This is a genomic window from Niabella sp. CPT15-335-S11, assembly GCF_058792415.1.
Map to the genome: position 1 here is coordinate 469,254 of NZ_JBYTEI010000002.1, position 12,681 is coordinate 481,934.

A 12,681-nucleotide genomic window follows, 5' to 3' on the forward strand; every position below is an offset into this window, starting at 1 on the left:
AACATATGAGTAAAGTTTTCATTCTATGGCTATTGATCGTCCCCTCTTTATCCTGGGGAACGAAGTCATTTCATAGTGCTGATGTAATTATTTACGGAGGAACAGCCGCTGCAGTCATTGCAGGCGTTGAAGTAGCAAGATCGGGAAAATCAGTAATAATAGTCTCGCCGGATAAGCATTTGGGTGGGTTAACCTCGGGAGGGTTAGGATTTACGGATACGGGGGATAAATCAGTGATCGGCGGGTTGGCACGGGAATTCTATCATAAGATTTGGTTGCATTATAATATGGATAAGGCCTGGAAATGGCAGAAAAAATCGGAGTACGGGAATAAAGGGCAAGGTACACCGGCAATTGACGGCGAAAACCGAACAATGTGGATTTTCGAACCACACGTAGCCGAGAAGGTATTTGAAGATTTCATAAGAGATTATAAAATTACTGTATATAGAGATGAATGGTTAGACAGGGAAGCAGGTGTAAAAACTCAGAATAAAAAGATCACGTCCATTTCAACACTTTCAGGAAAAGTCTTTCAAGGGAAAGTTTTTATTGATGCTACGTACGAAGGTGATCTAATGGCAGCGTCAAATGTCAAATATACTGTTGGAAGGGAAGCCTGTTCAGTTTATAATGAAAAATGGAATGGAGTCCAGAATGGCGTATATCATCATGGTCATTATTTTAAATCGAAAATCGATCCCTACGTGGTACCTGGCAAGGCTGAAAGCGGACTCTTGCCTTTCATTTCATCGGCAAAAATTGCACCTAATTGTTCAGGAGATAATAAAATTCAGGCCTATTGTTTTCGTCTATGTATGAGCAACTGTAAAGAAAACCTGCGTCCATTTGAAAAACCTGAAAGATATGATCCCGACAAATATGAATTATTGGCCAGGGTGTTTGCGAGTGGCTGGAATGAATGGTTCTCTAAATTTGATGTCATTCCAAATAAGAAAACTGATACGAATAATCACGGCCCATTCAGTAGTGATTATATTGGTATGAACTATGATTATCCCGACGCCAATTATGAAAGGAGGAGAGAAATAATCGAAGATCATAAAAATTATCAAAAGGGGTTGTTGTACTTTGTATCTCATGATAAACGTGTGCCGGAGAAGATTCGCCAGGAAATGCAAGCGTGGGGATTAGCAAAAGATGAGTTCGTTGATAATGATAATTGGCCTCATCAACTTTATATTAGGGAAGCCCGCAGAATGAAAGGAGTTTATGTGACCACAGAAAATGACGTTCTTGGAACAAGAGTAGTACCAGACCCTATCGGCATGGGATCCTATACCATGGACTCACATAATATTCAAAGATTTGTAAACGATGAGGGATTTGTACAGAATGAGGGTGATGTGGGCATACATCCGGGTAAGCCTTATCAGATCTCGTACGGTTCAATCATCCCCAAAAAAGAAGAGTGTGTTAATCTAGTCGTACCCGTCTGCGTTAGCGCGAGTCATATCGCCTATGGGTCCATTCGGATGGAACCCGTTTTCATGATTTTAGGTCAATCTTCTGGTGTCGCTGCCGTACTGGCAATCAATAATAAAACATCTGTCCAAGATGTTCCTTACAACCGACTCAAAAAAAATCTTTTTTCGAAAGGGCAAATTTTAGAGAGCGCATTTCAGAACTAATTAACATCTCGGTGAAAAGGAGTCTTTCCTGGCAGGTGCCGACAAACCTTGAGCTTAAATCGCAAAGTGAAATAGATGCTTCGTCGATGTTTCGTTAACGTGATCTATTCTATACACACCATTTAAATCGTTATTCAATGGAGGCCCTAAATGGCGCTAATGCACTTACCCTTGTCTTTGTCGCTTTGTTGGTTTTCGCCATCGCGTATAGGTATTATGGAATATTTATAGCGCGCAAAGTATTAAAACTAAATGCTAATAACCCAACACCAGCCATTGAATTCTCAGACGGTAAGGATTATGTTCCAACAAACAAGAACGTCTTGTTCGGACACCACTTCGCGGCAATTGCGGCAGCCGGACCGCTGGTAGGGCCAGTTCTAGCGGCTCAATTCGGGTATTTGCCTGGGGCGTTATGGATTTTGATCGGTTGTGTTCTGGGAGGCGGCGTTCACGACATGGTAGTTTTGTTTGCTTCGGTCCGTCATAAAGGTCAGAGTCTAGCTTCAATTGCTGGCAAAGAAATAGGCAACGGGACGGGGCTAATCGCAGGATTTGCAATTCTTTTCATTTTAGTTTTAACATTGGCAGGACTCTCGCTGGCATGTGTCAGTGCCATGCATGAAGCATCGTGGTCCCTGTTTACGGTTATAGCAACGATGCCAATAGCGATAATAATGGGGTTGATTATGCGATTCCGAAAAAAGGGAGTCGCACTAGCAAGCATTGTTGGTGTCGTTTTACTGATCTCGTCTATTATTGGCGGCCATGAACTTATCCAAATACCCATGATCGGTCGTGTTTTTCATTGGAAATTAGAAACGATATCAATAGCAATAGCTATTTACGGTTTTTTAGCTTCTGTGTTGCCCGTTTGGTTGCTACTGGTGCCCAGAGACTATTTGTCAACCTATCTAAAAATCGGAACTATACTAATGCTGGCAATTGGTGTAATCTTAGTCCACCCAACGATTCAAATGCCTGCAATGACCAAGTTTATCAATGGCGGAGGCCCGGTAATTGGTGGTCCGGTTCTACCATTCATTTTTATTGTTATAGCATGTGGCGCTATATCTGGCTTTCATGCTATTATAGCTACTGGTACTACGCCGAAAATGCTGACAAATGAAAAAGAGATACTCTTCGTTGGATATGGGGCAATGTTAGTAGAGGGATTTGTTGCATTAATGGCATTAATAGCTGCTTGTACGCTCATCCCGGGCGACTACTTCGCTATAAATACGCCAAAAGAGACATATGATATTTTCCTTTCGCAAAATCCGAATTTAAAAGTTTCGGACTTAGATTATTTCAGTGAAAAGATCGGCATCGACTTATATGGCCGGACAGGAGGGGCTGTTTCGCTTGCCGTTGGAATGGCGCATATATTTAATAAAATAAAATTCATGGATGATGTTATGGCATATTGGTACAATTTTGCAATCATGTTCGAAGCCGTGTTCATCCTAACTGCTATTGATGCCGGAACGAGAGTAGGGAGATTTTTTCTGCAAGAAATGTTTGGGAAAGTCATACCCCGATTCAATGATAAGAACTGGGTACCCGGTATAATTTTTACAAGTTTTATTTTTACATTTTCTTGGGGTTACCTGGTTTATACTGGAAATGTCAGTAGCATTTGGCCATTGTTCGGTATCAGCAACCAACTTTTAGCGGCGTGTGCGTTGATCGTTTGTACGACCATGTTGATTAGATTAAATAGGAAAGGCTACGCGTTGGTTTCGGCTATTCCGGGTGTTTTTATGGCGACCATTACGTTTTGGGCGGGTTACGAACAAATTAAGAATGTCTACCTTCCAAAGCAACAATACTTATTAGCTGTTTTAGCATTTTCAGCCATGTTGTTGATGTTTTTCGTTTTTCTGAATACTTTTAAAAAATGGCGAGAGCTACTAAAAATTAATGCAACCCAAATTGATGTCTGTGGCGAGCTTGTGAAAGAATTAGTTGAAAGATGAAATATTTATTAACTTTGCGGCCGTCCAGATTTTAAGGACCTGGACAAAACTTCAGTGTTTCCCGGGGTGCAGATCTCGACAGTTGTCGATTGAAGCTGAGATAATACCCGCAAACCTGATCAGGGTAATGCCTGCGCAGGGAAGGAATAATTCAAATCCCTTCTTTTTTCAGCATTTCCCTCTCATTTTTTTAACATTTTAATGAAAAAACAAATGAAGAGGAATTTTTTGACCGCCTGCCTCGTTATGGCAGCTGCAACATCTTTTGCTCAGAAAGACAGTGTTCTGACTGACAGCTTTCACATCCTGGCGCCCGTAGAAGTCAGGGCCACCAGAGTAAATGAGAAATCACCTTTTGCCGCGAGTAACATCAGCTCCCCCGAAATTCAGAAAAAGAACCTGGGTCAGGGCCTGCCGGGCTTGCTCGACCAGGTCCCTTCCGTCGTTGTAAGCTCAGATGACGGCGTTGGCGTGGGGTACTCCTCACTCAGGATCCGGGGTACAGATATTACCCGGATCAACGTGACTTTTAATGGCATCCCCGTCAACGACCCGGAATCTCAGGGAACATTTTTCGTTGATATCCCGGATCTGGGATCATCCACCGGATCCATCCAGGTTCAGCGCGGCGTGGGCTCCTCCACCAACGGCCCGGGTGCCTTTGGAGCTTCGGTGAACATCTCAAACCTGGATCAACAAAAAGCCGCGGGCGCGTCTATCAGCTCGGCTTACGGATCGTTTAATACCTGGAAAAACACGCTGCTCGCCCATACAGGCCTGCTGAATAACGGCTTCCAGTTCGACCTCAGGTTGTCCAAACTGAACTCGGACGGATATATCGACCGGGCATTCTCCGACCTGAAATCACTACATTTCATTTCGGGCTGGAGATCGGCCAATGAAAAAACAGCGATTAAATTTAACCTGATGACAGGCAAGGAAAGAACCGGCCAGGCGTGGAACGGGATTGGTACTTCCTATACTGATAAATCGGCTCCGGTAGATTATGAAAAGCAACTGGATGCAATCGGCCGCACAACGAACACCCTGGGAAAAATCAGCGATAACAAATACTATAACGACCAGACTGACAATTACCAGCAGGATTATTACCAGCTATTTATCAATCAAAAATTCGGTGAAAGCTGGACCGCCAACATCAGCGGATTTCTAACCCGCGGAAAGGGATATTATAATGAATATAAAGCCGGGGAAACTTTCTCTGATTATGGACTACCAGATACGCTCACCATCGGCAACCAACACTTTACTACAACAAACCTCACCAGGCAGCTCTGGCTGGACAACTTTTATTACGGATCAGTCTTTTCAGCCAATTACAGCAAGAAAAACACAGGGATCAGTCTGGGCGGAGCTCTTACCCGATATGACGGCAGACACTATGGATATGTCAAATGGGCGGAAATGGGCTTTCCATTGGATTACCGCTGGTACCGTCTTACTTCCCTCAAAAAAGATGTCAATTTTTTTGCAAAGCTGGAACAACAGATTCTTTCTGGATTCTTTGCCTTTGGCGATCTGCAAGTGCGGGATGTGGATTATCTGATCCACGGCTTTCGGACAAACCCCGGTATCGAATCGGACAACCATTATACCTTTTTTAACCCCAAGGTCGGCCTAAGCTATTTGATCAAACATGCTTATAACAGAAGCAGCAAGGTCTATACGTCATTTGCAGTTGCCAATAAGGAACCAAACCGGGATGATTTTGAAGCCTCAACGGCTAACAAACCAAAAGCGGAAAGACTACAGGACATCGAGGTTGGTTACAACTTCCAGTCTTCCGGGTTTCAGGCGGGCATCAACGGATACTACATGAAATACAAAGATCAGCTTATACTCACCGGGAAGATAAATGATGTAGGCGCCTATGTACGTACCAATGTGGAGAACAGCTACCGGGCCGGAATCGAAATGACCGCATCTTTAAAACCTGCCAACTGGATCCAGGTCCAGGGAAATGCCACGCTCAGCCAAAATAAGATCAGCGATTTGACGCAATACGCAGACAACTATGATCAGGGCGGACAGATTGAGGAGCATTTACACAAAACCGACATTGCATTTTCACCTAATACCATCGCGGGCGCGACCGTTACATTCGAACCCTTTACCGCCACCTCACAGAAAAATCATTTTTTTCTGGACCTGGTCGAAAAGTATGTGAGCCGTCAATACCTGGACAACGCATCTAACAGACTAAGGAGTATCAACCCGTACTCATTAAGCGACGTCAGACTAAGATATCACCGATCAGGGAAATTATTTAAAGAATCGAGTTTTATTTTAATGGTAAACAACCTTTTTGATAAGAAATACGAAAACAACGGTTACACTTACTCTTACCGGTACGGCGGAACAATGACCACGGAAAATTACTATTTCCCGCAGGCAGGGATCAACTGGAATTTTGGTGTAACGCTTGGGTTCTGATGTTACTTCTTACCAAAAGTAGATTCTTCCCAGGAATCGGTCCGAAAGGGTGAAGCAGGCAACTGAGCGCCATTAAAGAGATTAACATCAGGATTATCGGCCCAACCGTAGCGAACCGAAACCGGTTCCTTTACCTGGGACGAAGACACAAGCACGTCTTTTCCTGAGATCTTTGCATCGGCCCAATAGAACCTGCGATCCTTTCCGGCAATACTAAATCCATGAAGCGATCCGCCCCTGGCCTGAAGCCCATCTGCATGATCAAAATGAATACGGATGGCATCACCTTCTACTTTAGCCGACCGGTATAAAGGACCCGAATATTCATTCCCTTTATGATAGACTTTATTCAATGCAATCAAAGCGAGCCGCTTACCCACATCCTGCTTGTCCTTGGGATGAATATCAAGCGCATCCCCGATGTCAATGGTTACGGCCAACCCAGACCTGGAGAGCGTTTCAGCCGTCAAAAGCTGGGCTTCCCTAAGTTCTGCCCAGGCGGAAGGCCCAGGATTTTCTGCCCTCTTCATAAAATTGGCGAGCTGAACAATATAGAACGGAAAGTCGCCGATTCCGAATTTCTGCCGCCAGTCGGTGATCATCGCAGGCAGTAAAGTCCTGTATTGATAGGCTCTTGGCGCATTACCCTCGCCCTGATACCAGATAGTTCCGCGAATGGTGTAGTGAATAATTGGATTGATCATTGCATTATACAATACGGCTGGCCTGTTTGGGGTTGATGGATCCGCCGGCCGCGGCGGAACTTCTTTCATTGAAAAAGAAGGCTGATATACCCAGGTCCCCGCAAGACTGATCTTATCACCTTTTTTATTTTTGATAAACATATCTGCAGCATCACCATATATTCCCCCGCCTCCGCCGGTATCGAAAACCCTGACCGCAATTGTATTTTCACCTTTTTTGACCAGGCTACCTGGTACTTTGTATACTCTGGCCGTGCTGTAAAGATTTGTGGCACCGATCTGATGACCATTGAACCAGGTAATATCCTGGTCGTCTACAGGACCCAGGCTCAATACCAGATCTTCCCCATTCCAGGATTCCGGAACCCGGATCTGCTTCCTGAACCAAACAACACCGTCGTAATCCGGCAGCCCTGCATTCTCCCAAAGCACCGGCAGGTTCATCGTTTTCCACGCTGAAACATCCAGGTTACCAGCGGCCCATCCGGGATTCCCTCCCTTAAAACCTGGATCCTTTTGTTTCAGGTTATTTTCCCAGCTTTTTAGCGCTGCCGGAAAATCAATTGTGGCCGCGCTAACTGGCGAATTGTGTATTGCCGTGGCTGCAGCCGCAAAATCAGGGAGCGATCTGAGGGTTTCAAAGCTCGTCCAGGCCTCGGCAATAGTACCTCCCCAGGATGAATGGATCAGCCCGATGGGGATCTTCGTTTTCTCATAAATTTCCCGTGCGAAAAAATAAGCCACGGCCGAAAACTCAGGTATCGTCGCAGGTGAGCAAGATTCCCAACCCCCGTTTCGCACAGCCAGATCGTCAATCGGACGATCTGCAGTCTTGTGAATTGCCTGCAATAACCGGATCTGCGGGTAGTTAGCCTTATCTGTTTCTTCCTGGAAATGATTGATCCTGCCCCAGCCGGCGAGCGGCATCTCCATGTTTGACTGACCGGAACAAAGCCACACTTCTCCAATCATTACGTTCTTAAAAACAATCCTGTTCTTTTCAGTTATCGTTATCGTAAATGGCCCTCCGAAGGAAGGTGTCGGTAGTTTCGTTCGCCAATCGCCTTTTCCATCGGCTTTCACCCGGACGGTCTTACCATTCCAGGAAGTAAATACACTGATCGTCCTTCCGGGATCAGCTTTACCCCAGATGCCGGCAGCAGACTGCTGTTGCAAGACCATATTATCACTAAAAATGGCGGGTAACCAAACTTTTGCTCCTGTTTCAAGCTGAACAAAGCACAATGCTGTCAGAGCAATCCAATTGAAAACAAATCGTCTCATATGCATGCAGATTTAGATTGCAAAGTTAGGGGCAAATCTTTCGAAGAACTGCAAAAGTCTGTGACGAAAATTGAAATTAATTGATGACGGCTGCGCCAACCGTAAACCAAACAGTTAGCCCAGTGAGAACTTGCTGGTTGCGTGGTATGTCTTGTTATAGATGAACAGGCAGGACCCGCCCTTTATTTTATCAATAATGGGTTCTGCCAGCACGAGTGGAATGGCCGGGCATCCATGACTTCTTCCGAGGTAACCCTGTTCATCAATGAACGCCTGACTCACATACGATGCGCCGTGCATGACGATCGCCCTTTTCTGGGCCTTGTCATTAACTCCCGGCTCTACGCCGTTTAACCGAAGTGACAAACCATGACTGCCAGAATAGGTCTGGCTGGTGATGTAGAATCCAAGGCTACTTTTCAGAGAAGAAGGCTTGTTGCTAAACGATTCCGCCCATTCCTTACCTGAATTCCTACCGTGAGCAGCCCAGGTATTGAAGATCACAACTGCATGCTTAACATCCACCACATATAGCCTTTTATTTATACTTGGCTGGTCAAAATCGATGATGGTAAGCAAAGAATCATTTTGCAGCAATCCTTCTGACTTCATTTCGGTGAATCCGTTAATAGCGGCTGCAAAAGCAACTTCTGACAGCCCCCATTCATCGAGGCCGATACTGTCGTATATCGCTTCCGCGTATGCGGATATCCCAGCCCCGGGATTCTGATGACGGACGTGTTGGATTGATTTGTGTTTCAACCCTGTATGATTTGCAGTCCATGAAATATTCGTCACTGCGAAACTAAATAATAGGAACAGATTCAACCTCAAACTCAGGTGCATAGTAATTCGTCAATTCTCTTGTTAAGTTAAATTTCCCGGGTTGGAGCGCCAAAGGCGGGCCGGGCAAGTCTTTTAGTTAACGGCTGACAAAATGCAATATTGCCCACGCCGGGGAACTTTAACAAATTAGCCTAAATCATCTTTCAAAATCGTTAGAACAGAATATCTTGATGAAAATCACGCGTTAACATTTTGGAGAAATATCCTGCAGGAAATGCTAATGAAGCGTACCAGGATGATTAGAACGGCAAATCAAATCATCTGCGGCAGGATTTGATTCACTGACGGGCTGATACATCTCAAACGATTAAACAATGGAAGATTCGCCCCTGAAAGCTGAGATTAGGCGGTTTCATTTACATTTGTATTCCGCTTAATAATTATGGTATGACTCAGATGACTTGTCTCATTGTGGATGATAACAAGATTGCCAGAAGCACCCTTCGAAAGCTTGCTTCACAGGTGAAAGACCTGACCGTCATCGGGGAATGTGAAAATGGGTTTGAAGCACATCAAATCCTGATGGAGCAACCCGTTGACATCCTGTTGCTAGACATCGAGATGAAGGATATGACGGGACTTGAGCTTACAAAAAACCTGGGTGAGAAAAAACCTGTGATCATTTTCATAACCTCGAAAAAAGATTACGCGATTGAAGCATTTGAACTGAGCGTAGCTGATTATATTGTCAAACCTGTTCAGCCTGCCAGATTCCTGCTTGCAATGGATAAAGCCAGGGAAATTCTACAAAGCCGGACAGAACAACTGTCAGTCAGCGGCGATGAATTTATCTTTATCCGCGACTCCAATATTGTCAAGCGACTGAAAATCTCAGAAATTCTTTACGCGGAGGCCATGGGAGACTATGTAAAAATCTACACGTCTAAAAAATTTTTTGCCATACATAATACGCTGAAATCGGTTGAAGACCGGTTACCCGCTTCTAAATTCATCAGGGTGCACCGCTCCTACCTGGTGGCAATTGACAAGATCGATTCTATTGAGCAGGGCGCACTGATTATCGATGGTCGGCCCGTACCGGTGGCAGATACATACCGAAATGTACTCAACCGAAGACTGAATATTCTTTAGACAGCTAAAAATCACCCGCTAACGCCTCCCCTCGTTTACCGATGGAATTTGCCATTTTAGCGATTGAAAACACAGCAGGAACACTGCTATCTTACTTTCGTCTTAAAATAGGCTCTTGTCGTCTATTTTAAGATATGGGGATGGTTAACCGGAAAAAAATAGGGATCCTTTTGATTTGTTCTGTCCTGCTGGCAGTATTAACCTACGCTTTGCTCTATGAAATCTACTTCCTAAAGAAAAATCTGGCGATCGTCCTGCTTTCCATTGCCATAGTCTCAGACCTTATCGTATTCGTCCGCACTTTTTGGGGTATTACAACCAATTCAAAATGACCGGACCTGATATCAGCAGTATATTTTATCCCCGAAATGTAACAAATTAGAAAATTTCTTAGGTTTGGTATTATCTCCCGCGTATGATTCCGAAATTCAGATACCTGCTGGTAGTTATTTTCCTGCTATCTATCACGCTGATTGTATTCCTGCAATTCAACTCCAATAAAAGTATTAACCAACTCATTTCGGGCAATAAGGACCTGATGGGATTTCAGCGGGTCAAGAGAGAACTACAGAACCTCCAGAAAAATGTACTGGCAGTGGATGCTGGAACCCGGGCAGAAGTCATCAAAGGAGCCGTGTCAAAAGCACACAAGAAACATACTGAAAGTGATTTAAAACATATTGAAAGCTCGCTGAACATCATCGACTCCCTTGAGACTGATCCGGCTGTTGCCAATCTGCAGACACAACTCCGGGGACTTGTTAATCAAAAAATTGCCATTAACCGGCTGATCATTGAAACACTTAACGCAAAAGGGAAAGAAGCAGCAGAGAAACTGACAGGGAGCCCTCGTGCTATTGAACTCGCTGATTCGATCAGATTACTAGCGAAGGAAATTGATGATAAACAGTCCGTGAACGTGAAGTTGTCGATTGATGACGCGAATAAAGATGGCCAGACAGCGAAAGCACTCGGTACAATCCTGGCGCTAATTGCAGCGCTCGCATCCGTTTTCATTTTCGGATATATCACTTATAAGATGCTCGATCAGCAAAGACTCATCGGAAGACTCAATGAATCTGAATCCAAGGCCAGAGAATCCGCCAAGATCAAAGAGAATTTCCTGGCAAATATGAGCCATGAGATCAGGACGCCGTTAAATGCCATTATCGGTTTCACTAACCTCCTGAAACGAAGAGAACTGGATGAGGAAGCAGGAAAATATGTTAGCTACATCCAAAAAGCGGGCGATGGCCTTTTGCATATCGTGAATGATATCCTGGACCTTTCGAAACTAGAAGCCGGAATGATGCGAATCGAGTCGGAGCCGTTTCACCCAAGAGAAATACTACAGACTGTTTTTGATATTTATGAACCGAAAGCGATTGACAAAGGGATTGCTTTACATATCGGGACAGACCAAACAGTACCCCTCGTACTGAAAGGAGACGCCGCCAGATTCAGTCAAATCCTTTCTAACCTGATTGTAAATGCACTGAAATTTACAGAGAAGGGAAAAGTGGATATCCGGGTAGATAAAATGTCAGAAACCGCGGATGAGGTGGTTTTGCTGACTACTATTTCTGATACGGGCATTGGCGTACACCCCAGAGAAATGAACGCTATATTCGAGCGGTTCCACCAGGCAGATGAAGCCGCTACCAGACGTTATGGTGGCACCGGGCTTGGGCTGTCGATCGTAAGGGACCTCGTGAAGACGATGAATGGGAAGATCACTGTTGAAAGCGAGGAGGGAAAGGGAAGCCGGTTCTTTCTGGAACTTCCCTTCAAAAAAAGTGACACTTCCGAAGTTCCTGCCATCAGCCAGATGCCCGAAAATTCAAATCGAAGGACACATAGCAAAAAGGTCCTTGTCGTGGAAGACAATGAAATCAACCAAATGCTGGTGACAAAACTCCTGCTTACCCAGGGTATTGAATCAGACGTGGCCAACGATGGTGCAACCGCCATTTCGATGATTAAGGAAAGAAATTACGACCTCATCCTCATGGACATCCAGATGCCGGGTATGGACGGCTACACCACCACCAGGATCATCAGGTCTGAGTTGGGTTCCAACATTCCCATTATTGCCATGACGGCTCACGCGATGTCCCAGGAGAAAGAAAAATGTATTCGTGGCGGTATGAACGACTATTTAGCAAAGCCGGTTGATGAAACTGATCTGTTTAATATGCTTTCCCATTATCTCTCAGATCCGGAAGAGGGTCTGAAAAATAGGGCAGATACGCGACACGAATCTGATTATAAAACTATCAAATTGGATTACCTGTTCAGTATCAGTCAGGGCGATCAGGAATACGAAAGGTCAGTAACGAATCAATTCCTGATCAGTCTCCCGCAAGATTTAGAACTTATGTCGAAGGCTTTGCAAGATAGCAATATGGAAGAACTTAAATCGCTTGCTCATCGTCTAAAGAGCACGATTTCCATCATGGGTCTAGATGATAAATTAAAGACATTGCTTGATGAAATGGAGACCGGGCCGTTGCAGGAAGCGCTCCCCGAAAGGATGGCTACCCTGAACAGGATCGGTCAGGACGCCCTGCGTGAAGCGAAAATATTTCTAGCATCCATCTCCGGATAAAAACAGCGCTACCTCGTATCAATTATCTAAATCTGACACGCCCAAACTAAAACGGTATAAAA

At 44.6% G+C, this 12,681-nt stretch carries 7 protein-coding genes and 1 riboswitch; of the genes, 5 read left to right on the forward strand and 2 right to left on the reverse strand.

The window, feature by feature from the left end; all coding sequences use genetic code 11:
* Positions 1-5: 5 nt before the first annotated feature.
* From AC3WS5_RS08555 to AC3WS5_RS08565, 3 genes are all read left to right on the forward strand, one after another.
* Positions 6-1,652, forward strand: coding sequence for an FAD-dependent oxidoreductase (locus tag AC3WS5_RS08555; protein ID WP_492466881.1), 1,647 nt, complete (start codon positions 6-8; stop codon positions 1,650-1,652).
* A gap of 137 nt (positions 1,653-1,789) precedes the next feature.
* Complete coding sequence (locus AC3WS5_RS08560; RefSeq protein ID WP_492466882.1) at positions 1,790-3,631, forward strand: carbon starvation CstA family protein; 1,842 nt, start codon at positions 1,790-1,792, stop codon at positions 3,629-3,631.
* 52 nt (positions 3,632-3,683) lie between these two features.
* Positions 3,684-3,790: riboswitch (TPP riboswitch) on the forward strand.
* Positions 3,791-3,844: 54 nt separating this feature from the next.
* Complete coding sequence (locus AC3WS5_RS08565; protein ID WP_492466883.1) at positions 3,845-6,085, forward strand: TonB-dependent receptor; 2,241 nt, start codon at positions 3,845-3,847, stop codon at positions 6,083-6,085.
* Positions 6,086-6,087: 2 nt separating this feature from the next.
* Here the strand turns inward: AC3WS5_RS08565 and AC3WS5_RS08570 are convergent, their stop codons facing one another.
* Positions 6,088-8,073, reverse strand: coding sequence for a sialate O-acetylesterase (locus AC3WS5_RS08570; RefSeq protein ID WP_492466884.1), 1,986 nt, complete (start codon positions 8,071-8,073; stop codon positions 6,088-6,090).
* A 114-nt stretch (positions 8,074-8,187) separates the two neighbouring features.
* Positions 8,188-8,835: a murein L,D-transpeptidase catalytic domain family protein gene (locus AC3WS5_RS08575; RefSeq protein ID WP_492466885.1), complete on the reverse strand. Its 648-nt coding sequence runs from the start codon at positions 8,833-8,835 to the stop codon at positions 8,188-8,190.
* A gap of 471 nt (positions 8,836-9,306) precedes the next feature.
* Between AC3WS5_RS08575 and AC3WS5_RS08580 the strand changes: the two genes are divergently transcribed.
* Complete coding sequence (locus AC3WS5_RS08580; protein WP_492466886.1) at positions 9,307-10,011, forward strand: LytR/AlgR family response regulator transcription factor; 705 nt, start codon at positions 9,307-9,309, stop codon at positions 10,009-10,011.
* Positions 10,012-10,426: 415 nt separating this feature from the next.
* Positions 10,427-12,619, forward strand: a complete 2,193-nt coding sequence (locus tag AC3WS5_RS08585; RefSeq protein ID WP_492466887.1) for a response regulator — start codon at positions 10,427-10,429, stop codon at positions 12,617-12,619.
* Positions 12,620-12,681: the final 62 nt, after the last annotated feature.

Excerpts from the sequence above, each read along its gene's own strand:
- AC3WS5_RS08555 (WP_492466881.1), top strand. The coding sequence starts at position 6 with ATGAGTAAAGTTTTCATTCTATGGCTATTGATCGTCCCCTCTTTATCC.
- AC3WS5_RS08560 (WP_492466882.1), top strand. The coding sequence starts at position 1,790 with ATGGAGGCCCTAAATGGCGCTAATGCACTTACCCTTGTCTTTGTCGCT.
- AC3WS5_RS08565 (WP_492466883.1), top strand. The coding sequence starts at position 3,845 with ATGAAGAGGAATTTTTTGACCGCCTGCCTCGTTATGGCAGCTGCAACA.
- AC3WS5_RS08570 (WP_492466884.1), bottom strand. The coding sequence starts at position 8,073 with ATGAGACGATTTGTTTTCAATTGGATTGCTCTGACAGCATTGTGCTTT.
- AC3WS5_RS08580 (WP_492466886.1), top strand. The coding sequence starts at position 9,307 with ATGACTCAGATGACTTGTCTCATTGTGGATGATAACAAGATTGCCAGA.
- AC3WS5_RS08585 (WP_492466887.1), top strand. The coding sequence starts at position 10,427 with ATGATTCCGAAATTCAGATACCTGCTGGTAGTTATTTTCCTGCTATCT.